The sequence below is a fragment of the Sphingomonas sp. LaA6.9 genome (assembly GCF_022601895.1).
GTDB lineage: Bacteria > Pseudomonadota > Alphaproteobacteria > Sphingomonadales > Sphingomonadaceae > Sphingobium_A.
The window spans coordinates 17,084-39,686 of the sequence record NZ_JAKVIO010000011.1; the positions used below are offsets into that span (position 1 = coordinate 17,084).

At 65.2% G+C, this 22,603-nt stretch carries 22 protein-coding genes; 15 read left to right on the top strand and 7 right to left on the bottom strand.

Annotated elements, in window-relative coordinates; genetic code table 11:
- The first annotated feature begins 32 nt into the window (after window positions 1-32).
- Window positions 33-995 (top strand): thioredoxin-disulfide reductase, encoded by a 963-nt coding sequence (trxB, locus tag MKI88_RS07845; RefSeq protein ID WP_241630527.1) that lies wholly within the window; start codon window positions 33-35, stop codon window positions 993-995.
- On the opposite strand, the gene MKI88_RS07850 is transcribed toward trxB, so the two are convergent.
- From MKI88_RS07850 to MKI88_RS07865, 4 genes are read right to left on the bottom strand one after another with little or no spacing between them, the layout of a single operon-like run.
- Entirely contained in the window at window positions 981-1,793 is an 813-nt protein-coding gene (locus MKI88_RS07850; RefSeq protein ID WP_241630528.1) for a hydrolase 1, exosortase A system-associated, read from the bottom strand. The genes trxB and MKI88_RS07850 overlap by 15 nt on opposite strands.
- On the bottom strand, window positions 1,778-2,503 hold the full coding sequence (locus tag MKI88_RS07855) for a hypothetical protein (protein ID WP_241630530.1): 726 nt from the start codon (window positions 2,501-2,503) through the stop codon (window positions 1,778-1,780). The genes MKI88_RS07850 and MKI88_RS07855 overlap by 16 nt, the downstream gene beginning before the upstream one ends.
- Window positions 2,500-2,772 (bottom strand): acyl carrier protein, encoded by a 273-nt coding sequence (locus tag MKI88_RS07860; RefSeq protein ID WP_241630531.1) that lies wholly within the window; start codon window positions 2,770-2,772, stop codon window positions 2,500-2,502. Before MKI88_RS07860 ends, MKI88_RS07855 begins: the two co-directional genes overlap by 4 nt.
- A gap of 36 nt (window positions 2,773-2,808) precedes the next feature.
- Window positions 2,809-3,849 carry a GNAT family N-acetyltransferase gene (locus MKI88_RS07865; RefSeq protein WP_241630533.1) on the bottom strand — a complete coding sequence of 347 codons (1,041 nt, stop codon included), beginning with the start codon at window positions 3,847-3,849 and terminating at the stop codon, window positions 2,809-2,811.
- A gap of 74 nt (window positions 3,850-3,923) precedes the next feature.
- Between MKI88_RS07865 and MKI88_RS07870 the strand changes: the two genes are divergently transcribed.
- From MKI88_RS07870 to MKI88_RS07925, 12 genes are all read left to right on the top strand, one after another.
- Window positions 3,924-5,414: an acyl-CoA ligase (AMP-forming), exosortase A system-associated gene (locus tag MKI88_RS07870; protein WP_241630670.1), complete on the top strand. Its 1,491-nt coding sequence runs from the start codon at window positions 3,924-3,926 to the stop codon at window positions 5,412-5,414.
- Window positions 5,411-6,643 (top strand): pyridoxal-dependent decarboxylase, exosortase A system-associated, encoded by a 1,233-nt coding sequence (locus MKI88_RS07875; protein WP_241630535.1) that lies wholly within the window; start codon window positions 5,411-5,413, stop codon window positions 6,641-6,643. Before MKI88_RS07870 ends, MKI88_RS07875 begins: the two co-directional genes overlap by 4 nt.
- A 121-nt stretch (window positions 6,644-6,764) precedes the next feature.
- Entirely contained in the window at window positions 6,765-7,412 is a 648-nt protein-coding gene (locus MKI88_RS07880) for an XrtA/PEP-CTERM system exopolysaccharide export protein (protein WP_241630537.1), read from the top strand.
- A 31-nt stretch (window positions 7,413-7,443) separates the two neighbouring features.
- Window positions 7,444-8,985, top strand: a complete 1,542-nt coding sequence (locus tag MKI88_RS07885; RefSeq protein WP_241630539.1) for an XrtA system polysaccharide chain length determinant — start codon at window positions 7,444-7,446, stop codon at window positions 8,983-8,985.
- Between the two features lie 11 nt (window positions 8,986-8,996).
- Window positions 8,997-9,905, top strand: a complete 909-nt coding sequence (locus MKI88_RS07890) for an AAA family ATPase (RefSeq protein ID WP_241630541.1) — start codon at window positions 8,997-8,999, stop codon at window positions 9,903-9,905.
- Window positions 9,906-9,907: 2 nt separating this feature from the next.
- Window positions 9,908-11,509, top strand: a complete 1,602-nt coding sequence (locus tag MKI88_RS07895; protein WP_241630544.1) for a hypothetical protein — start codon at window positions 9,908-9,910, stop codon at window positions 11,507-11,509.
- An 11-nt stretch (window positions 11,510-11,520) separates the two neighbouring features.
- Window positions 11,521-12,612: an XrtA/PEP-CTERM system-associated ATPase gene (locus MKI88_RS07900; protein ID WP_241630546.1), complete on the top strand. Its 1,092-nt coding sequence runs from the start codon at window positions 11,521-11,523 to the stop codon at window positions 12,610-12,612.
- 16 nt (window positions 12,613-12,628) lie between these two features.
- Window positions 12,629-13,471: an XrtA system polysaccharide deacetylase gene (locus MKI88_RS07905; protein ID WP_241630547.1), complete on the top strand. Its 843-nt coding sequence runs from the start codon at window positions 12,629-12,631 to the stop codon at window positions 13,469-13,471.
- Window positions 13,468-14,541, top strand: a complete 1,074-nt coding sequence (locus tag MKI88_RS07910) for a FemAB family XrtA/PEP-CTERM system-associated protein (RefSeq protein ID WP_241630549.1) — start codon at window positions 13,468-13,470, stop codon at window positions 14,539-14,541. Before MKI88_RS07905 ends, MKI88_RS07910 begins: the two co-directional genes overlap by 4 nt.
- Entirely contained in the window at window positions 14,538-15,764 is a 1,227-nt protein-coding gene (locus tag MKI88_RS07915) for a TIGR03087 family PEP-CTERM/XrtA system glycosyltransferase (RefSeq protein WP_241630672.1), read from the top strand. The genes MKI88_RS07910 and MKI88_RS07915 overlap by 4 nt, the downstream gene beginning before the upstream one ends.
- A gap of 32 nt (window positions 15,765-15,796) precedes the next feature.
- Window positions 15,797-17,305: an exosortase A gene (gene xrtA / locus MKI88_RS07920; RefSeq protein WP_407073317.1), complete on the top strand. Its 1,509-nt coding sequence runs from the start codon at window positions 15,797-15,799 to the stop codon at window positions 17,303-17,305.
- Between the two features lie 11 nt (window positions 17,306-17,316).
- Window positions 17,317-19,218 (top strand): XrtA/PEP-CTERM system amidotransferase, encoded by a 1,902-nt coding sequence (locus tag MKI88_RS07925; protein WP_241630553.1) that lies wholly within the window; start codon window positions 17,317-17,319, stop codon window positions 19,216-19,218.
- 7 nt (window positions 19,219-19,225) lie between these two features.
- Here the strand turns inward: MKI88_RS07925 and truA are convergent, their stop codons facing one another.
- Window positions 19,226-19,972 carry a tRNA pseudouridine(38-40) synthase TruA gene (truA, locus tag MKI88_RS07930; RefSeq protein ID WP_241630555.1) on the bottom strand — a complete coding sequence of 249 codons (747 nt, stop codon included), beginning with the start codon at window positions 19,970-19,972 and terminating at the stop codon, window positions 19,226-19,228.
- Window positions 19,969-20,874 carry a methionyl-tRNA formyltransferase gene (gene fmt / locus MKI88_RS07935; protein ID WP_241630675.1) on the bottom strand — a complete coding sequence of 302 codons (906 nt, stop codon included), beginning with the start codon at window positions 20,872-20,874 and terminating at the stop codon, window positions 19,969-19,971. Before fmt ends, truA begins: the two co-directional genes overlap by 4 nt.
- Window positions 20,875-20,925: 51 nt before the next feature.
- Between fmt and recR the strand changes: the two genes are divergently transcribed.
- Together recR and def are read left to right on the top strand one after the other, a co-directional pair.
- Window positions 20,926-21,522 (top strand): recombination mediator RecR, encoded by a 597-nt coding sequence (gene recR / locus MKI88_RS07940; RefSeq protein ID WP_241630557.1) that lies wholly within the window; start codon window positions 20,926-20,928, stop codon window positions 21,520-21,522.
- A gap of 35 nt (window positions 21,523-21,557) precedes the next feature.
- Window positions 21,558-22,085 (top strand): peptide deformylase, encoded by a 528-nt coding sequence (gene def / locus MKI88_RS07945; RefSeq protein WP_241630559.1) that lies wholly within the window; start codon window positions 21,558-21,560, stop codon window positions 22,083-22,085.
- 12 nt (window positions 22,086-22,097) lie between these two features.
- On the opposite strand, the gene MKI88_RS07950 is transcribed toward def, so the two are convergent.
- On the bottom strand, window positions 22,098-22,547 hold the full coding sequence (locus tag MKI88_RS07950) for a hypothetical protein (RefSeq protein ID WP_241630562.1): 450 nt from the start codon (window positions 22,545-22,547) through the stop codon (window positions 22,098-22,100).
- Window positions 22,548-22,603 lie beyond the last annotated feature (56 nt).

A 22,603-nucleotide genomic window follows, 5' to 3' on the forward strand; every position in this document is an offset into this window, starting at 1 on the left:
AACACAGTTCAGACGACAGGGCAATTGCACATATGACCGCCACGCACTCCAGCCGCATGCTCATTCTCGGATCCGGCCCCGCCGGCCTGACCGCCGCCATCTATGGCGCACGCGCGGGTCTGGCGCCCATCGTGGTGCAGGGGCTCCAGCCCGGCGGCCAGCTGACCATCACGACCGATGTCGAGAATTATCCGGGCTTTCGCGATGTCATCCAGGGTCCCTGGCTGATGGAGGAAATGCGCGCGCAGGCCGAGCATGTCGGCGCGCAGATGATGTACGACCAGATCGTCGAGGTCGACCTGACCCAGCGCCCCTTCCGCCTGATCGGCGACGGCGGCACCGTCTATACCGGCGACACGCTGGTGATCTCGACGGGCGCGTCCGCCAAGTGGCTCGGGCTTGAGAGCGAGGTGCTGCTGCAGGGCAAGGGCGTGTCCGCCTGCGCGACCTGCGACGGTTTCTTCTATCGCGGCAAGAAGGTCGTCGTGATCGGCGGCGGCAACACTGCGGTGGAGGAAGCGATCTACCTGACCAACCACAGCCATGACGTCACACTGATCCATCGCCGCGATTCGCTGCGTGCGGAGAAGATCCTGCAAGATCGCCTGTTCGCGCATCCCAACATCAATGTGCTGTGGAACAAGTCGGTCGAGCGCTTCGTCGGCGGCGGTGATCCGGTCGGTCTGGTAGGTCTCGACCTCAAGGACACCGTCACGGGCGAGATTTCGCATATCGAGGCGGATGGCGGCTTCGTTGCAATCGGCCATTCACCCGCAACCGAAGTGTTTCGAGGGCATGTGGAGCTCGATAGCGACGGCTATATCAAGGTCGATACCGGCACGACGCGGACCAGCGTGCCCGGAGTCTTCGCGTGCGGTGACGTCATGGACAAGATCTATCGCCAGGCCGTGACTGCAGCGGGAACGGGTTGCATGGCCGCACTCGATGCCGAGCGCTTTCTCGCGGAAGCGGATTTTGAGCTAGAGCCCGCCTGATACCGCGGCGAGCACCGTCAGCACCTGTGTTTCGAGCGCCTCGGCATCGGCCGGGCGCGCGAAGCTGTGTGATGCGGTCTCGATCTCGAAAAGGCTGATACGTCCGCTATTGCGCAGATCCGCGAAGGCGGGCGAGCGCCAATGCTCGGCGAAGGCGAGCGCGGTGGCATCCCGGCGCGCGAGAATGATGTGTGCGGGGAGGGAGCTCGTGGCGAGCGCCTGATGCACTCGCGCGGCCAGACCATCTGTAACTGTGCCGTTCGAGATGGCGGCGACGCCACGCGCGAGCTTGGCGATATTCACGCGACCGCTGAACAGCCGCAACCATTGGCGGGGATCGCGCAGCCTCTCGCCATAGCGCGCGCGGATGGCCGCGGGTGGCGGCAGGTCATGCTGCTGCTCGATCAGCCAGGGATTTGCGAGGATCAGCGCATCGACATTCCACGTGCGATGAAACAGCGCGATCGCGGTCGCCGCATCGCAGTTCCCTAACAGCACCAGCCGGCGTATCCCGGGCGCCGATCGCCGAAACGCGGCTATGGCGGCCGCAATGTCATCGGCGCTACCGGCATATCCCGAATTGCTCCCGTCGCTGTCGCCGGTGCCACGTCGGTCGAAGCGGAAGGTCGGGAAGCCCCGCGCGGCGATGCGTGCGGCGAGCTGCGCCATGCCCGCATGCGCCCCCGACTGGATTTCATTGCCGCCCGAAACGATCAACAGTCCCGTCTCGCCATCGGCGGCATCGAGCGCAGCGGCCAGACATGCGCCATGGCAGTCAAAGCTCAGCCATTGACGCATTCTGAAATCCAATCTGCAATATCGCTCACAAGATATTGTGAAAGAGCAGGATAATGCGATGGCTCGCTGTTGCGCCAGAGCGGCGTTCCCGAGACCTTGATATCGGCCTCATGCGGGTCGGACTCGAGCCTGATTGTGCGGATGGCGCCTCCGCTAGCCACGTTGGTCGCTTTCAGGCCTGCCAGAAGCGGGGCGCCGAGGCGATAGCCCGCGACCTCCAGCCCGTCCGAAAGCGCCTTCGCCTCGATGCTTGCGGCCAGTTCCGGCAGCCCGTCTTCGCGGTCCGCCGCCATGCGCGTCCGGATCAGTTCGCGCAGCAGAGCCTCTCCCGTGACCGGGGCGAGGCGCCAGCGACTCTGCGCCATGACGCCACCGTCCAGAAGCGCACCGCCGCGCAGGCTTGCGATATGGAAGGGGCTCCCGATCGCATCGGCGGAACGCGCGATCGCGGCATGCCAGTCGGTCCAGGCGACACCGTCGATCGGCGTGATGCTTTCCAGCGTGCCGGGCAGGTCGGGCAGGAAGCAGCGAAACCCGCGCGCGGCGAGCCCGCGCATCGTTTCGATCAGGAAATGCCGCGTCCGGTTGGCTTCCTCGAACAGCGGCGCGAGCAAAAGCAGCGGCGTTGCACCGCTATCTCCGATCGTGACGATGCGCTCGCGCCCGTCGCCCCATGGGTAGGCGAGCCAGCCCAGCCCGCCTCGGTTCACCCGAGCGCCTTGGCTGTCGCGAATCCGACCAGATTGCCGAAGCTCTCGAGCATCTCGCCATCGACCTCGTCATCATCGATGATGATGCCCAGACGATCTTCTATCTCGGTCAGCAAGCCGGCGACCGCCATCGAATCCAGTTCCGGCAATGCCCCAAACAGCGGCGTGTTGTCATCGAATGTAGCGACGCGCTCGGGCTGGAGTCCCAATATGTCGCGGAGCACGGCGCGAACCGTATCCTCGATTTCGACGGCTTCGGCAGACTTCACGCGTATTCCTCGCTGAATCCGGGTTTCGCGGGTTCCCTAGTCGACACTGCGCCCGCGGACAAGATTGCCCAGCGTCGCGCGTGCCCAGCCGACCCATCCACCGATTGTTCGCGGATTGTACATTTCAAGATGCTCGAGGGGGCGGGCACGATCCATCCAGTTGGCCTTATAGCCATCATTGCCTGTTCCATAGTCGATCAGCGACACGCCATCCTTGTCGAGCACATGCTCGAACATAGCGGCGCTGAGCAGCGTTCCAGGCGAATGTTCAGCAGCGTCCTCGACATAGGCGAGCTTGTGGATGATCGCGGAGCCGTTCTCTACGGTCCAGATCTGCGCCGCGACCGGGCGCCCATCAAGTTTTGCGATGCCTAGTCGTAATGTACCGGCCGCGGCCTCATGCGCAGCCATGGCGCGCAGGAAGTCAGCAGAGCCTTCATCAGGCTTCCAGCTTTCTTTGTAGATGACCTCGTAGGATTTCCATGTAACTGCATCAAATGTTGTGTGAACATCGAAATCGATCTGTGCTTTCGCCAGCTTGCGCGCAACGGTACTTCGCAGTTCGCCGGGGCGGGCCGACCAATAGCGGGCGAAGGAAATTTCCGGGGTGTCTGCAATCCAGTTGACCGTGGCCGAGCTGCGCACGACCTTCCAGCCAGCGCGTCGAAAAGCGGTGGCCAGCAGCGCGGCGCTGCCGTCTTCGACGGGCACTGGCGCGAGCGCGAGGCGCTTGACCTTGAGCGTGCCGCGCACGCGCTTCGCTATTGCGGTCAGCAGCCGGAGCTTCAAGGCGTCATCCGCGACGCCGCTGAATACCGGCTGAAAGGCGAGCGTGTACCAACTCGCCAGCGCGGTCAGCGAGCCGTCCTGCTGGCGCGCGAGAAACAGCCAGCATTGCGCCTTTTCGCTGACGGCGCGCGCGACCAGTGGACGGACGCCGGGCGGGCAGTGCGCCCAGGTGCGACGGAACCATTCGAGCCGGTTGAACAGTGCGGGCTGGGCGGTACGATCGAGCGATCCACGCGCCGCGGCTTCGACAGCATCGAAATCGTCGAAATATTCCCCCTTAACCCACAAGGCGCTATCCCCCATTCCCCCATGCCGGGTTGAACGCCAAAGGAGCCAAAGTGCAAGCCCCCTCCTGCAATCCTATGCCGCTCGACCATCTGGTCTTGCGCGGTTCGCCCGAAGCGCCCGCAATAGCGGCCCGATTCGGGACGATCAGCTATGCCGAACTCGACGGGCTTGTCGGACGGATGGCTTCGGGATTGCTCGCGCAAGGGCTCGATGCGGGCGATCGCGTGGCGGCATGGCTGCCCAAGACGCGCGCGTCGTGCGTGCTGCCTTTGGCGGCCGCGCGCGCGGGTCTGGTCTATGTGCCGATCAACCCGCTGCTCAAGCACGCGCAGGTCGCCCATATCCTCGCCGATAGCGGCGCGCGGCTGCTTCTGACACAGGCTGCGCGCGCGGAGACGCTCGGTGAGGGCGATCGGCCCGATGACTGCGCGCTGATCACCGACGAGGATGCGCTGATCGGCGATGACGTCATGCCGCCATCATCGCGCAACGCGGCCGAACTTGTGGAAATTCTCTACACGTCGGGATCCACGGGGCGGCCCAAGGGCGTGATGCTGAGCCACGCCAATCTCTGGCTCGGGGCGATCAGCGTTGCGCATTATCTGAACATCGTGCCCGCCGATCGTGTGCTGGGCGCACTGCCTTTCAGCTTCGACTATGGCCAGAGCCAGCTGCTCTCGACATGGGCGGGGGGCGGGTGCGCGGTGCCTATCGACTATCTGACCCCGCGCGACGTGATCAAGGCGGTCGAGCGGTTCGGCGTTACCAGCCTGGCAGGCGTCCCGCCGCTCTGGGTGCAACTCGCCGAGGCCGAATGGTCGGTGGAAACGGCGACGCAGATCCGACGCCTGACCAACACGGGCGGCGCGCTCCCGGTGCCATTGGTCCGCAAGCTTCGGGGTATGTTCCCTGCCGCGCAGCTCTACCTGATGTACGGGCTGACCGAGGCATTCCGGTCTACTTATCTCGATCCCGCATTGACCGACGATCATCCTGATTCGATCGGTCGCGCGATCCCCTTTGCCGAGGTGATGGTCGTCCGTCCCGATGGCAGTCTGACCGATGACGGCGAACCCGGAGAGCTTGTCCACGCTGGCGCGCTGGTGGCGCAGGGCTATTGGCGGGATCCCGCGCGCACCGCCGAGCGGTTCAGACCCGCGCCCATCGCTTCGCAGGAAGGCGGCACAGCGGTCTGGTCGGGCGATACCGTGATACGCGATGCTGAGGGCTTGCTGCGCTTTTCGGGACGTAATGACGAGATGATCAAGACCGCGGGCAACCGCGTCAGCCCGACCGAGGTCGAGGAGGCCGCGATCGCCAGCGGGGCGGTCGCCGAAGCCGTGGCACTGGGCGTTCCAGATCCGCGGCTGGGGCAGGCGATCCTGCTGGTCGCGCGCCCCGTCGGCATTTCGCACGAATCCGCGCAGGAAAAGCTGGCGTCATGGTTCAGGGCGGAACTCCCCAATTACATGCAGCCGCGTGAAATCCGTCTGCGCGACGAATTGCCGCGCAATCCCAACGGCAAGCTCGACCGAAGCGCCATCCGGCAGGAGCATCTGGCATGAAGCCCATGGGCAGCATCCCCGCGGACTATCGCGGCGACGACGGCGAACTCGTGATCGGAGGGCAGCGCGTCTCGGAAATCGTCGAAGCAGCAGGCGATACGCCGCTGTTCGTCTATGATCTTTCGATCATCGAGGCGCGGATCGATCGCTTGCGGACCGCAATGCCCGCAGGACTGCTGATCCATTATGCGATGAAGGCCAATCCCTTTCCTCCGTTGCTGACGGCGATGGCGGCGCGCGTCGACGGCATCGACGTCGCGTCGCAAGGCGAGATGCGCCTTGCGCTCGAAGCCGGCGCGGCGCCTGGCCTGATTTCCTTTGCCGGCCCGGGCAAGCGCGATCGCGAGATCGAGGCCGCGATCGGACATGGCATCACGCTCAACTGCGAATCTGCCAATGAGGTCGAGCGCGCGCTCGCTATCGCCGGTCGGCTGGGGGTGAAGCCGCGGCTCGCGATCCGGATAAATCCCGATTTCGAACTGCGAGGATCGGGCATGCGGATGGGGGGGCGGCCTACCGCCTTTGGCGTCGATGTCGCCGATGTGCCCGCTCTGGTTTTGCACATGATCTCTGAGGGCGCCGATTGGCGCGGATTCCACATTTTCGGCGGCTCGCAAGCGCTCGACCCCGACGCCTTGATCGAGGCGCAGGCGGCGACGATCGAGCTATGCGCCAGACTGGCGACGGAGATCGGCATGGCGCCGCCGCTGGTCAATCTGGGCGGCGGGTTCGGGATACCCTATTTCCCGGGCGAGGCGCCGCTCGATGTCGAGCGGATCGGCGTCGCTTTGGCGCAAGCACTTGAATCGCATGCGCATTTGCTCGGCGATACTGAATTCGCGATCGAACTCGGGCGCTGGCTTGTGGGTGAGGCGGGGGTGTATCTGACCCGGATCATCGACCGCAAGCGGAGCCATGGGGAAACATTCCTGGTCACCGATGGCGGGTTGCACCACCAGCTTGCCGCCAGCGGCAATTTCGGAACGGTGGTGCGTCGCAACTATCCGATCGCGATCGCCAACCGGTTCGGCGCGGATGCGGACGAGACAGTGACTGTCGTTGGCTGCCTTTGCACGCCGCTGGACAGGCTCGGCGATCATGTGGGCCTGCCCATGGCGGGCCCGGGTGACATCATCGCGGTGTTCATGGCCGGTGCCTATGGCGCGAGCGCCAGCCCTTCGGCCTTTCTCGGCCACGGCCCCGCGCAGGAGATTCTGCTCGGCGGGTGACGCCAGTCCTAACACTATTTTCACCTCTTTCTCCGATACCGGGCGCTGATCCAGCGCCATAGCCGCGTTCGCCCTGCCTGTGCGGGAGCCGGTGCCGCATGGTGCGCAAGGGGTGAAAAAAATGCGTTTTGGTTCAGTTGCTTCAAGATCCCTGCTCGGCGCAGCGCTGGCTGCGACCGCGCTCGGCGGCTGCATGGGCGGTGGGGCGAGCCCCGAACTTCCGTCCGCGGCCTTTGTCGCGCTCGAGGAAAAGCCTGGTGAAGAATATGTCATCGGCCCGCTGGACGAACTCACGATCTTCGTCTGGCGCAACCCCGAGCTTGGCGCAAAGGTTCAGGTCCGCCCCGACGGTCGCATCACCACGCCCCTCATCACCGACCTCCCCGCGGTAGGGAAAACGCCGGCGCTGCTCGCCGACGACATCAAGGTCGCGCTCACCAAATATATCGAGGATCCGCTGGTTTCGGTGATCGTCGACAAGTTTTCGGGTACCTATTCGCAGCAGGTCCGCATTGTGGGCGCGACCGAAAAGCCGGCATCGTTGCCCTATCGCGCGAACATGACGCTGCTGGATGCGATGATCGCTGTCGGCGGTTTGTCTGAATTCGCGGCAGGCAACCGCGCACGTCTCGTGCGCTTCGACCGCGCGAGCGGCAAGCAGCAGGAATATGCGCTCAAGATCAACAAGCTGCTCAAGCAGGGGGATTCGAGCGCCAATGTCCGCCTCGCACCCGGCGATGTCATCATCATTCCCGAAAGCGCGTTCTGACGGAACATTTGCCTAAGGTTCATAATCGGTTATGAATGGTCTTTACGACGAGATACGCATCGTGCTGCACGGGTTGTGGCAGCGCCGCTGGCTTGCGCTCGCGGTGGCCTGGGCGATCTGCCTCGTCGGCTGGCTCGTCGTATCGCTGATCCCCAACAGCTATGAATCGCGCGCGCGCATCTTCGTCCAGATGCAATCGATCCTGCCCGACAAGATCGGCATCACCCCCGTGGAGCGGCAGCGCGAGATCGATCGTGTTCGCCAGACGCTGACCTCGGCGGTCAATCTCGAAAAGATCGTGCGGGGCACCGATCTCCGCCAGACGGTCGCGAGCGAGCGCGACGTGGCTGACCGGGTCGTCGCGCTTCAGGAGGCGATCAAGGTCACCGCGCAGCAGGATAATCTGTTCGAGATCAGCGCCACCGCATCCTTTTCCGGCCTGTCCGACGCCGAGAACGCGAAGCTGGCACGCGACATCGCGCAAAAGCTGATCGACATCTTCGTCGCCGAAAACATGGCGGGTGGGCGTGAGGAGACGCAACAGACGCTGCGCTTCCTCGACACGCAGCTCGCCGAGCGTGAGCAGCAGCTTCAGGATGCCGAGCAGAAGCGGATGGCGTTCGACCAGCAATATATGGGGCTCCTCCCGGGCGTGGGATCGCTCGGCGAGCGGATGCAGGCCGCGCGCGCCGAACTGTCGCAGATCGATTCCGATCTCGTGGCGTCGCAAAGTTCGTTGTCAGCGATCAACGGACAGATGGCGGGCACGGCGGGCGCAACGGGCGGCACGCCCGTGTCCGCTGGCGCAGGCCCCGCAGCGCTGCGACTGGCCGAAATCGAGGGGCAGATTGCGGGCGCACGTGCACGCGGCTGGACCGAGGCGCACCCCGACGTCGTCGCGCTCAATCGCCAGCTTGCGGCTGCGCGCGCTGCCGCGAGCGGGGAGCGACGCATCGGCGGGGGGGCGGGAGCGGCCGCGAATCCGCTCTATGTTTCGCTGCGTGCGATGCAGGCCGAAAAGCAGGCGACGGTCGCCGCACTCTCCGCGCGCAAGAACCAGCTCCAGCGCGACATGAACCTATTGATGGCCAAGCAGAGCGCGGATCCCGGCGCCGTTTCCGAGCAGGGGCGCATCGGCCGCGACTATGACGTGCTCAAGCAGCAATATGACAAGCTGCTCGAGGATCGCGAACAGATTCGCCTTCGCAATGAGGTCGAGAGCCAGACCGAATCGATCGTCTTCAAACTGATCGATCCGCCGACGAGCCCGCGCGTGCCCGTATCGCCCAACCGCCCGCTATTGCTGGCGCTCGTGCTTGTAGCGGGCGTCGGCGCCGGCATTGCCGCGGCGTTCGCGAAGGGGCAGCTCCAGACGACCTACGCGACCGCGGAAAGGCTTGCGAAGGCGAGCGGGCTGCATGTGATCGGTACGATCAGCGAGGTACTGACCGCACCCGAGCGCGAAGCGCGCCGCAAGAAACTGGCATGGTTTGCGGGTGGGGCCGGCGGCGTGGCGGCCATGTTTGTGCTGCTGCTGCTCGTCGAGTTCATCCAGCGTGGCATGGTGGCCTGAGGGGATATGCAATGAACAAGCACACCCCGCTCAGCTCGAACGGATCGCTTCTGGAGCGCGCTTCGCAGGTCTTCGATTTGCGAAAAGCGGTTGCCGCCAACGTCGTCGAGCTTCCGGTGCAACCTGTTGTGGCCCAGGTCATGCCCGTCGCGCCGCAAGCTGAAGCGGTGATGCTCGAAACGCCGCGCGCCTTTGCCGGGCGACATGGCAGCGTCGATCGCGATGCGCTGAGGGAAGCCAGATTCATCCTTCCCGACATGCCCGCCGGGGTGCTCGGCGAGGAATTCCGGCTGGTGAAGCGCGAGTTGCTGATCGACGCCAAGGCCGATCTCGCGCCCAAGGGGCGGATGATCCTCATGGCATCGGCCAGGCCTAATGAGGGCAAGACCTTTTCGGCGATCAACCTCGCGCTCTCGATGGCTGCCGAGAAGGATATCGAAGTTCTGCTGGTCGATGCGGACTTCGCCAAGCCTGAAATTCTGTCGACCTTGGGGCTGGAGGATGGCCCCGGGCTCATGGATGCGCTCGCCGACCCGGCGCTCGATGTCGAGAGTTGCATCATACGCACCGATGTTGCGGGACTCTATGTCCTGCCGGCCGGGCAGCAGACCAACAGCGATACCGAACAACTTGCTTCAGTGCGTACCGCCGCGGTGATCGAGAGGCTGCTCACCAGCAATCCGGCGCGGATCGTGATCGTGGACTCGCCTCCTGTGCTCGCCGCATCGCCCGCCTCGGTGCTCGCGCTCCACGCCGGGCAGTGCGTGATGGTGGTCAAGGCCGACCGCACGACGGAAGCCGAACTGCGCGACGCGCTCGGGCTGCTCCATGGCTGCGAGAATATCCGGCTGCTTCTCAACGCGGTCACCTACAAGGCCGGTTCCCGCAGCTTCGGCACCTATTACGGATATGGGGACTGAGCGTGCGCGCCCTTTCGGCATGGCTGGCAGCTCTTGCCGCGCTCGTCGCGGCTGCGCCTGCGCATGCTGGCAAGGACATCACGCCCTATATCGAGATTCAGCAGGTGCTCGACGCCGATCTCGATGACGGCGGGGACGTCCTGACCTACTCCACGCTCGCGGCGGGTATCGATGCGGTGGTCACCGAACGTCGCACGCAGGTCCAGATCAGCTATCGCTACGAACATCGCTTCGCCTGGGATGATGACAGCAGCGACGAGGATGTCCATTCGGGCCTTGCGCGCGCCGCCGTGCAGCTGGTTCCCGATGTGCTGACGCTCGAGGGCGGCGCGATCGCCACGCGTTCGCGCGTCGATATTCGCGGCGCAGCCCCGAACCCCTCGCTCAGCGGCGGCGACAACATCACTCAGGTCTATTCATTCTATGCCGGGCCGACGCTCAGCACGATGGTCGGCGATCTGGGAGTCAGCGCCGCCTACCGCTTTGGCTACACCAAGGTCGAGGCGGACAGTGACTTGGCCTCGCTGCCACCCAGTCAGGTTCCCCTCGATCTTTATGATGACGCCACCAACCATCTGGCGAGCGTCTCGCTCTCGCAGCGTCCGGGGGAGCTTCCCTTTGGCTGGAGCCTTGGTGCGGGGTGGGAGCGCGAGGATGCGAGCCAGCTCGACCAGCGCTTCGATGGCCGGTTCGTGCGCGGTGATGTCACCGTGCCCGTTTCGCCGACGGTCGCGCTTGTCGGCGGCGTCGGTTACGAGGACATTGAGGTCAGCCAGCGCGACGCACTGCGTGACACCAATGGTGCGCCCGTCCGCGACAATGACGGCCGCTTCGTCACCGACCCCGCTTCGGAGCGGAAGATCGCCTATGACATTGATGGACTGATCTACGACGCAGGCGTGGTCTGGAAACCGAGCCGCCGCACCCAGCTCGAGGCGCGTGTTGGGCGGCGCTATGGCGGCACGACGGTGATCGGGTCGTTCAGCCACCAGCTCAGCCGCAATGCTGGCGTGCAGGTCGTCGTCTATGACGGTGTCGAGAGCTTCGGCCGGCTGCTCAGCGACAATGTCGCGCGACTGCCGACCAGCTTCAATGTGCCCGGAAATCCGCTCGGTGGCGGCTTCAATGGCTGCGTCTTTGGCGAGAGCGAGGGGACGGGGGGCTGCCTGAACGACGTGTTCCAGTCGATCAGCACCGCCAATTTCCGCAGCCGGGGCATCAATGCGATGTACGCGGCGACCATGGGGCGCACGTCCTATGGGCTTGGTCTTGGCTATGCGCAGCGCAAATATTACGCGCCGCGTTTCGCGACCGGCTTCAGCGTGGACGGGCTCAAGGACGACAGCGTCTTCGTGCAGGGCTACTGGGCCTATGAACTCAGCGAACGCTCGAGCGTCAATGCGAGCGCCTATCTCAGCCAGTATGACAGCGGACTGCCTTTCGCGCCCGATGTGACGAGCGCGGGGGCAACGCTCGCCTATCTTCACAATTTCACCCGGAGACTGACGGGCACCGCCGCGCTCGGCCTCTATTCCTTCGATCAGCAGGGTTTCGCAAGCGACCTCACGGCGTCGGCGCTCGCGGCCATGCGGTACCAGTTCTAGGAGCACGCAGGATGTACAGCGAATATTACGGCCTGACGGCGCGGCCCTTCCAGCTGACGCCCGATCCGCGCTTCTATTTCGACAGCGCGACGCACAAGAAGGCGATGGCCTATCTGGGCTATGGCCTCGCGCAGGGCGAAGGATTTATCGTCATCACCGGCGATATCGGCACGGGCAAGACGACTCTGGTCGGCCATCTGATGGCGACGATCGACCGTGAGCGGCTGACCGCGATCAAGATCGTGTCCACGCAGATCGAGGGCGACGACATGCTGCGCATGACCGCGCAGGCCATGGGCGTCTCGACCGAGGGTGTGGAGAAGGCGCAGATCCTCGACAAAATCGAGCGCTTCCTGATGGCGCAGGCCGAGCATGGCAAGCGCACCCTGCTGATTGTGGACGAGGCCCAGAACCTGCCAATTTCCGCCTTGGAAGAGCTGCGCATGCTTTCCAACTTTCAGGCGGGCGGACATGCGTTGCTCCAGATATTCCTGCTCGGGCAGCCCGAATTCCGGACGAGGCTCAATGGTAGCGAGCGGCTCGAGCAGCTTCGCCAGCGGGTGATCGCCACACACCATCTCGAGCCGATGCAGGCGAACGAGATCGAGCCTTACCTGATCCACCGGCTGACGCTGGCGGGCTGGCAGGGCAATCCGCGCTTCTCGCCCGAGGCGTTCGCGCGCATGTATACGCACAGCGAAGGCGTGCCGCGCCGTCTGAATGCGCTGGCGAGCCGCGTGATGCTGTTCGGCGCGATCGAACAGCGGAGCGTCATCGACGGCGAGGACGTCGCTGCGGTTATCGCTGACATGGACAGTGACGTCGCGCCCGAGTCGGTGTCTGTGGCGTCGCCTGAGCCCTTGGCCGTAACTGTCGAGCCAGAGCCGGACTATGCGGCACCGGCCGTGCAGATTGCGCCCGCTCCGGTAGTCGGGCCAGAACCGGCAGCCGCCGACAGCGCACTCCTCGCGCGTATCGAGATTCTCGAAGGCCGCGTGGCGGAGCAGGAGGCGGCAATCCGCCGTGTTCTCGGCCTGCTGATCGACTGGGTGGAGAGCGATGCGGCGACGCCCGATCGCCAGGCCGTTCGTGGCGCCGCCTGAACCGCAGGCCAGCACAATGCTCAACGCGCTTTCGGTCGACATCGAGGACTGGTTTCAGGTCGGGGCCTTCGAAAATACGATCGATCGCGGCGACTGGGACAGTCTCGTGCCGCGCGTCGAACGCAATACCGAGGCGGTCCTCGAACTGTTCGATCGCAAGGGCGTAAAGGCGACCTTCTTCACGCTTGGCTGGGTTGCCGAGCGCTATCCGAAGCTCATTCGGCGCATCGTCGCGGAGGGGCATGAGATTGCGAGCCATGGCTGGGATCACCTGCGCGTCTTCATGATGACGCCCGAGCAGTTCCGCGCCGATATCGGCCGCACGCGCAAGACGCTCGAGGATGTGAGCGGTCGTCCCGTGATCGGCTATCGCGCGCCAAGCTTTTCCATCGACCCCCGTACGCCATGGGCGCATCCTATCCTCGCCGAACAGGGCTATGCCTATTCGTCGAGCGTCGCTCCGGTCCGGCACGACCATTATGGCTGGCCCGATGCGCCGCGCTTCACCTTCCGCCCCGTCGCCGGCAGCGCACTCATCGAAATTCCCGTGACGACCGCGCGGCTCGGTGCGCGCAACCTGCCCACGGGCGGCGGATTCTTCCGCCTGTTGCCATACCGCTATTCGCGTTGGGCCTATGCGCGCGCCAATCGTGATGATGCACGCCCCGCTGTGCTTTACTTCCATCCCTGGGATATCGATCCCGGTCAGCCGCGCGTCGGCAACGCGCCGCTGCGCTCGAAGCTGCGCCACTACACGTTTCTCGCGCGGATGGAGGGCAAGCTGGAGCGCTTGCTGGGCGAGTTCAAATGGGGACGGATGGACGACGTCGCCGCCCTCGAGGCCCGGCGCACGCGATGACCCTGCCTGTCGCGCATCCACTCACGGGTGTCCGTGTTGCTGATCTTGGCGATGCCGCCGAGTGCGCGCGGATCGATGCGATGGTTGGAGCACATGCCGGAGGCACGCCCTTTCACCTGACCGGGTGGAGCCGCGCGGTCCAGCGGGGCTGCGGTCAGCACGCACGCTACCTGATCGCGGAAGATGCGGCCGGCGGGCTGAAGGGCGTACTCCCTCTCACCGAATTGCGCTCGGCGCTGTTCGGCAATGCGCTGGTTTCGGTCGGCTTTGGGGTTGGGGGCGGCATAGTTGCCGAAAATGGGGCTGTTACCGAGGCGCTGGCACGCGGTGCGTGGGAACTGGCGCAAAAGCTTGGTTGCGCCTCTGTCGAGTTGCGCGGTGGATCGCTGCCCGGTGACGAATGGCCGCGCAGCGACGGCGTCTATGCCGGCTTCGCGCGGGCTCTCGCGGCTGATGACGAGGCCGAATTGCTCGCCATTCCGCGCAAGCAGCGCGCGGAGGTACGGCGGGCGCAGGGTTTTGACCTGATCGTCGAAATCGGCACGACGCGCCGCGATCGCGATGCGCATTACCGCGTCTATGCCGAAAGCGTGCGCAATCTGGGCACACCGGTTTTCCCGCGTGCGCTGTTCGACGCCGTCCTCGACGACTTTGGTCCGGCGGCCGACATCCTCACGGTGCGGCATCGGGGCCGCGCGATCGCATCGGTGCTCAGCCTCTATGTCGACGGGACAGTGATGCCTTATTGGGGCGGTGGCACCGCGGAGGCGCGCCGCTGGCGCGCCAATGACCTGATGTACTACGCACTGATGCGTCATGCGCGCGCGCGCGGATGCACACGCTTCGATTTCGGCCGCTCAAAGGTTGGAACGGGGGCCTTCGCCTTCAAGAAGAACTGGGGCTTCGTGCCCGAGCCGCTGAACTATGCGACCCGAACCGCAGATGGCGCCACCCCACGTTCGGTCAATCCGCTCGATCCCAGATATCGCCTGAAGATCGCGCTGTGGCAGCGATTGCCGCTCGCGCTCGCGAACAGGATCGGTCCCTATATCGCACGTGGGCTTGGCTGATGGGGGAGATCCTCTTTCTCGCGCATCGGATCCCATGGCCACCCGATCGGGGCGACAAGATCCGGTCGTGGCAGCTGCTGCGCAAATTGACGACGCTGGCGCCGGTCCATCTGGCTTGCTTTGCCGATGACGAGGCTGACCTCGCGCACCGCGAGACGCTGGCTCCACTGCTCGCGTCGATCCATGTCGAGAAACGGACGCGGTCGCGTCTTGCTGCTGCTGCCGCAGGGCTGGCCACGGGTAAGCCACTGTCCGTCAGCCTGTTCGACAGCGCCGAAATTCGTCGCTTCGTGAGCGACAGGCTCGCTTTGGGCGATATCGACTGCATCTTCGCCTTTTCGGGTCAGATGGCGCAATTCGTCCCCGTGGATACTGGCTCGGCGCGCTTCGTGATGGATTTTGTCGACGTCGATTCTGCGAAATTCACGAGCTATGCCGAAAGCGCAGCACCGCCGATGCGCTGGATCCACGCGCGCGAGGGGCGCAGGCTCGCAGCCTTCGAGGCGGCTGTGGCGGAGCGCGCCGATGCGAGCCTGTTCGTCAGCGAAGCCGAAGCCGCGCTTTTCCGCACGCGGACAGGGCTCGGGCCGGAGCGCGTACGGGCGGTCGAGAATGGTGTTGATCTCGCATTCTTCGATCCTGCGGGCCGCTATAGCCTGCCCGAGAAGCGCGGACCGCTGATCGTTTTCACCGGCCAGATGGACTACCGCCCCAATATCGACGCGGTGGTCCGGTTCTCGCACCAGAGCTTTCGGACGGTCAGGGCGGCGCTGCCCGATGCAAGTTTCGCGATCGTCGGTCGCAAGCCCGATCCTGCGGTCCGCGCACTGGCTGGATTGCCCGGCGTGATCGTGACGGGCGAGGTGCCCGATGTGCGCGGCTGGCTTGCGACCGCCGATGTGGTTGTCGCTCCGCTTGGCATCGCGCGTGGGGTGCAGAACAAGGTCCTCGAGGCTATGGCGATGGCGCGGCCCGTTATTGCCTCTCCCGCCGCGTTCGAAGGCATCGATGCCCGGCCCGGGCGCGACCTGCTGGTTGCGCACGGCAGCGACGCCGAGGCCATGACGGTGCTGGACCTGCTTGCCGACCCAGCGCGCGGCAACGCTTTGGGCCGGGCGGCCCGCGCCCGGATCGAGGAACGCTATGCCTGGGACGCGCGGCTTGCAGGACTGCCAGCGATCGTCGGTTGCCCGGGCGCGTCCGTCGCCGAGGCGGCCGAGTGACCGTCGCAGGCACCATCGCGGTCGACGATGCGATGCCCGCGACCGAGCTGTGGCGGCGGCAGGGGATGCTGCTGGGCGTTTTTATGCTGCTCATCCTCGCGCTGTTTGCGCGTGATGCCGTGGATATCGCATCGATCTGGTGGAACAGCTCAACCTTCGGTCATTGCCTGCTGATTCCGCCGATTTTCGCCTGGATGGTCTGGCAACGCTGGCCCGATCTGTCGTCTCTGAACCCGCGCGCATGGGCGCCAGGATCAATTGTTGTTGCGGCGGGGGCGTTCGGCTGGTTGCTCGGTGATGCGGCCGGTGTGGCGCTGGCGCGGCATCTGGGGCTGGTCGTGATGCTGCAGGGCTCGGCGATCGCGCTGCTCGGCCCGAAGGTGGTGCGCGCGCTGGCGTTCCCGATCTTCTACATGCTCTTCATGGTGCCCTTCGGCGAGGAGCTCGTGCCCCCGCTCCAGACGATCACCGCGAAGATGTGCATGGTTCTGCTCGATCTGGTGGGGATTCCCGCGCATATCGAAGGCGTGTTCATCACGACGCCCAATGGCTATTTCGAGGTCGCCGAGGCGTGTTCGGGCGTCAATTTCCTCATCGCGATGATCGCCTTTGGCGCGCTGGCGGCGAATCTATGCTTCGCGAGCGGACTCAGGCGCTTCGCATTCATGCTGCTCTGTATTGCAGTGCCGGTCCTCGCGAATGGCATCCGGGCATGGGGGACGATCTATATTTCGGAGTTCACCAGCATCGCCTTTGCCGAGAGCTTCGACCATGTCGTCTATGGCTGGGTGTTCTTCGCGATCGTGATGGCGATCGTGATGGCCGCCAGCTGGCCCTTTTTCGACCGCGCGCGCGATGCACCATGGTTTGACGCCGGGTCACTGGTCGAACCGCCAGCCACGACACCGCGCCCCTATGCCGTGCCCGCCGCAGTCGCGGCGATCGCCGCCGCTCCCTTGCTGTGGTCGGCCGCAATCGCCGCATCGGGTCGCGCGCCGATGCCATCGACCATCGTGCTTCCCGAGGTCGCGGGATGGCAACGTGTGCCCTTGTCGACCCGCGCACCATGGTTTCCGCATTTCAACGGCGCTGACCATAGGCTGATCGGCCGTTACCGCAACGCGGTGGGCGAGGAGGTCGATCTCGTGATCGTGCTTTTCGCCTGGCAGGCCGAGGGCAAGGAACTGGTCGGCTACGGACAGGGCGCCGTCGACCCCGCCAGTACATGGGCCTGGACGGCCGACGCTCCCGCACCGCCGGCCGGAAGCGCGGAACGCATCGTCGCACCTGGCCCGGTGACGCGCGAGGTCGTGAGTTTTTACCGCGTCGGCGACACGACGACGGGCAACGCGACCCGTGTGAAGCTGGAAACGCTGAAATTACGGCTTTTTGGCGGTAATCAGGCCGCTGCGGCTGTTCTGGTCTCGGCCGAACAGGGCGGGGAGCAGCCAGCACGACCTGCCATTGACGCCTTTCTCCATAGCCTCGGTCCCGTCGACCGTCTCGCCGACGATATTGCCGCCAGCGCGCGCGGCGGATAGGGCGCGCTTCCATGTGCGGAATCGCGGGCCTTTTTCACCTCAATACGCCAAAGCCCGTCGATCCCGCTCGGGTTCGCGTCATGACCGACGTCATGGTGCACCGTGGCCCCGATGGCGCAGGGGTCTGGTCAGCGCCGGGCGTTGGATTGGGTCACAGGCGTCTGTCGATCATCGACCTCGGGGGCGGCGCACAGCCGATGACGAGCGCTGACGGGCAGATCGCCGTCACCTATAACGGCGAAATCTACAACTTCGCCGAACTGCGCGCCGAACTTGAACGTCACGGCCATGTCTTTCGAACGCACAGCGACACCGAAGTCATCATCCATGGCTGGCGTCAATGGGGCGTCGAGTGCCTGACGCGCTTCAACGGCATGTTCGCCTTTGCGCTGTTCGACGCAAAGCGTCAGGCGCTGTTCCTTGCGCGCGACCGATTGGGGGTAAAGCCGCTCCATCTGGCGCGACTGTCCGACGACAGCCTGGCCTTCGCGTCTGAGCTCAAAGGACTGATGGCGCACCCGCTGTTCCGCCGGAAGCCCGACATTCGCGCCGCCGAGGATTTTCTGGGGCTGGGCTACGTCCCCGACGACGCCAGCATCATGACCGGCGTGGAGAAGCTGCCCGCTGGTCACTATCTGCTTATCGAGCGCGGCAGGCCCGTGCCCAATCCTGTGCAATGGTGGGACGTCGATTTTAGCCGCCGTGCTTCGGGCTCGACGCGAGCGCTCGAGGAAGAACTGGTCGAGCACATGCGTGCCGCGGTGACGTCACGCATGGTCGCCGACGTCCCGCTCGGCGCATTCCTGTCGGGCGGTGTCGACAGCTCGAGCGTCGTCGCGCTGATGGCCGAGGCGAGCAACCGCGCGGTCCAGACCTGCTCGATCGGCTTCGATCAGGCCGATCATGACGAGACGCAACACGCGCGGCTGGTCGCCCAGCGCTTTGCCACCGATCACCGCGAACGCATCGTCGCGGCGGATGATTTCGCGCTGATCGACACGCTGGTAGCAGCTTTTGACGAGCCTTTTGCCGATGCATCGGCGCTGCCCACTTATCGCGTCTGCGAGCTTGCACGCGAAAGCGTGACCGTGGCGCTTTCGGGTGACGGCGCCGACGAGGCCTTTGCCGGATACCGCCGCCACCGCTTTCACGCCGCAGAGGAACGCGTACGCGGGCTCGTTCCCGAGGGGCTGCGTCACGGCGTGTTCGGTGCGCTTGGCCGCATCTGGCCGAAGGCGGACTGGGCGCCGCGGCCGCTGCGCGCCAAGACCACATTTCAGGCGCTGGCGACCGACGGTGCGCATGCCTACGCCCTAGCGGTTGGCGTCACGCCGCCAGCCCTTCGCCAGCGGATCTTCAGCGCCGATGCCATGCGCGCGCTTCAGGGACACCGCGCCGAGGCGCGCTATGAGGCGGCGATGAAGACAGCGCCCGCGCGTGACGCGCTCGACCGCGCGCAATATGCGGACCTCAAGATCTGGCTGCCGGGCGATATCCTGACCAAGGTCGACCGTACCAGCATGGCGGTCAGTCTCGAGGCGCGCGAGCCGCTGCTCGACCATCGGCTCGTCGAATTCGCCGCGTCGCTCCCCGCCTCGATGCGGCTGCGCGGCGGTACGGGCAAATGGCTGATGAAGAAGGCGATGGAGCGCTATCTGCCCGAACAAATCCTCTACCGCCCCAAAATGGGCTTTGTGACCCCGATCAGCGCTTGGTTTCGTGGCGCTTTGGCCGATGAAGCCGAACATATCGCACGCGGCTCCACGCTCGCGGAGACGGGCTGGTTCAACATGGCCGCGCTTGACGGAATCGTCTCTGCGCATCGCAGCGGGGTGAGCGACCATGGGCGGCTGCTCTGGCAATTGCTGATGCTCGACAGGTCGCTCGGCCGCCTGTTCGGCACCGCACGCTGACTGAAGTTCAGTCGGTGGGGTAGGTCGCCTCGATGAAATAGAGCCCGTCGGGCGGCGCGTTGAGCCCGAGCGCTGCGCGATCCTGCGCCTCAAGCGCCGCCTCCAGGTCGTCCGCACTCCATTTTCCCTGACCCACCAGGGCGAGGCAGCCGACCATCGAGCGCACCTGATGGTGCAAGAATGAGCGCGCCGCAGCATGGATGATGACGCGGTCGCCCTCGCGCTCGACGTCGAGTTGGTCGAGCGTCTTCACCGGACTTTCGGACTGGCAATGCACCGAGCGGAAGGTGGTGAAGTCATGCAATCCGACGAGCCGCTGGGCGGATTCATGCATTGCGCGCGCGTCGAGTGGCTGGACGACGCGCCAGGCAAGCCCCTTTTCGAGCGTGAGCGGGGCGCGGCGATTCACGATGTGATACTCGTACCGGCGGCCGATGCACGAAAAGCGCGCATGCCAGTCATCCGCTACGATCTCGCAGCCCAGAATGGCCACAGGCTGGGGACGGAGCAGCCCGTTCAGGGCCTCCATCAGGCGAAAGGGCGCGATCACCTTGTCGGTTTCGAGATGCGCGCGCATGCCAAGGCCGTGCACGCCCGCATCGGTGCGCCCCGCGCAGTGGAGCGTCACCGCATGCCCCAGCACCGACTGGGCGGCGTCTTCGATCGCCTGCTGGACACTCGGGCCATGCGCCTGCCGCTGCCAGCCCATAAAGGGCCGGCCGTCGAATTCGACGGTGAGCGCGAAGCGCGTCATGCGAGTTGCGTGCCCTGCGGAACCGCGTGACCGCGCAGGAGCTCGGCTGGTGTCATGGCGCTCCGGCCGGCGCGCTGGACAGTCAGCGGCCGTAAAATGCCCGATCCACAGGCGATGCCGAGCGCGTCGTCGATCACGAGTCCCGGCTTGCCCGCACCGGTTTCGACATCGGCATCGAGGATGCGGATCCGCTCTCCCTCGAACTCGAAGAATGCGCCCGGCGCCGGATTGAAGGCGCGCACCTGCCGCTCGACGACTACGGCCGCCTGCGTGAAGTCGAGCCGCGCTTCCGCCTTGTCGACCTTGGCGGCATAGGTGACGCCCTCGGCAGGCTGCGGCAGACCGGGATAGGCCTCGGGGCGCGCCAGTACCTCGACCATCAGCGCCGCGCCTTTTTCGGCGAGCTCCGCGGTAAGAACGCCCGCTGTCTTGCGGTCGACAGGGGTCTCCACGATCGCGCGCATCGGGCCGGTATCGAGCCCGGCCTCCATATCCATGATCGTGACTCCCGTCATCGCGTCGCCCTCGAGGATCGCGCGATGGATCGGCGCCGCACCCCGCCAGCGCGGCAACAGCGAGGCATGGACGTTGAGGCAGCCGAGCCGCGGGGCGTCGAGAACGGCCCGCGGCAGGATGAGGCCATAGGCGGCGACCACCGCGGCATCGAGGTCGAGCGCCGCAAATTGTGCCTGTTCTTCCAATCCTTTGAGCGAAAGCGGCGTCATGACGGCGATACCCAATTCTTCCGCGCGCCGATGGACGGGGGAGGGTGACAGCGCCTTTCCGCGCCCCGCGCGGCGCGGTGGCTGGCTGTAGACCGCCACGACATCATGCCCGGCGGCGACAAGGGCGTCGAGCGTCGGGACGGCGAATTCAGGGGTTCCCATGAAGGCGATGCGCATCATTTCTCTCAACCGCTTGGCAGAGGGGAGTGCAAGCCCTTATCTGATGGCATGGCATCACCCGAAATCGAAACGCTGACACAGGCGCTGGCGCGGCTTCCCGGATTGGGCCCCCGTTCGGCGCGTCGCGCCGTGCTTCATTTGCTGAAAAAGCGCGAGGGCGCGATGGCGCCGTTGCTACGCGCGCTCGAGGCGGTCAACGAGCGGCTCGCGACCTGCGAGGTCTGCGGCAACGTCGACACCACTAATCCCTGCGGCGTCTGCACCGATTCGCGCCGGGATTCGCGCGCCTTGTGCGTGGTGGAGGAAGTGTCCGATCTTTGGGCGCTCGATCGATCCAGGCTTTTTCCGGGCAAGTTCCATGTGCTTGGCGGCCGCCTTTCGGCGCTTGAGGGGGTGAGACCTGAAGACCTCGCGATCGACAGCCTGATCCGCCGGATCGCAGCGGGCGGCATTGACGAGGTGGTGCTCGCGATGAATGCCACGCTCGAGGGGCAGACCACCGCGCACTATATCGCCGAGCGCCTCGAGCAATTCCCCGTTCGCATCACGCAGCTGGCGCACGGCCTGCCCGTCGGTGGCGAACTCGACTATCTCGACGAAGGAACGCTTGCGCAGGCGCTGCGTGCGCGGCGGCCCATCGGATAGTTGAAAATCGCGCGATCAGGGCCTAGCTAGGCGCCATGGCCATACTTCCGATCCTAGAGACGCCCGATCCGCGTCTACGCACGATTTCAAAGCCCGTCGACAAGGTCGATGACGAACTCCGCGCACTCATCGACGACATGTTCGAGACGATGTACGACGCGCCGGGTATCGGGCTTGCGGCGATCCAGGTCGGCGTGCCCAAGCGCGTTCTCGTGATCGACTTGCAGGAGCCCGAGGAAGAGGGCGGACCTGCAGTGCGCAAGCCCCTGGTCTTCATCAACCCCGAGCTGTTCGACCCCTCGGAAGAGATGGCGGTCTATTCGGAAGGCTGCCTTTCGGTCCCCGATCAATATGCCGATGTGATCCGCCCCGCGGAGATCAGCGCGCGCTGGCTCGATTACGACGGCAAGCCGCACGAGGAGCGCCTCGACGGCCTGCTCGCGACCTGCATCCAGCACGAAATGGACCATCTCGAAGGCATCCTCTTCATTGATCATCTGTCCAAGCTGAAGAAGGACATGATCCTGAAGAAGATCGCCAAGGCGCGCCGAAACGCTGCCTGACGTCGGCGATCGTCAGCCCGTGTGGGGGCCGCAATAGACCAGCCCCACCGGCTGCAGGATGCGGTCCGCCTCGACCATCATGGTCTTGGCCGACTCGGCGAAACGCAGCCGCAGCGTGTTGCGCACCTCATCCCCCTCGGCACGGCACATCGCCGCGATGTCATAGCCTTCGGGAACCGGGTTGATCCGGTTGAAGTCGCACGACACCTCGCCTGCGGTGCCCAACCCGCGCTCGGTAAAACGCCACGCGCCTTCGCCGCACAGGTCCTTTTCCGCAGCCCAGACCCCGACGAAGCGCAGATTGGCGTCCGCGGGCGGTAATTCGCCGGGCGTTACGGATGGGATCACGGCATTGCTCGCCGGCGGTGCCAGATTGGGGGCCGCTTCGTTCTGTTCGGGTTGCGATTTCTGACATGCGGAAAGCATGGCCAGCGCGGCGAGTGCGATCGGGATACGCTTCATGCGGCTATCTTGCCCACGCGTCGTTGATTGCGCCAGCCTTTGCTTTGCCGGGTTGC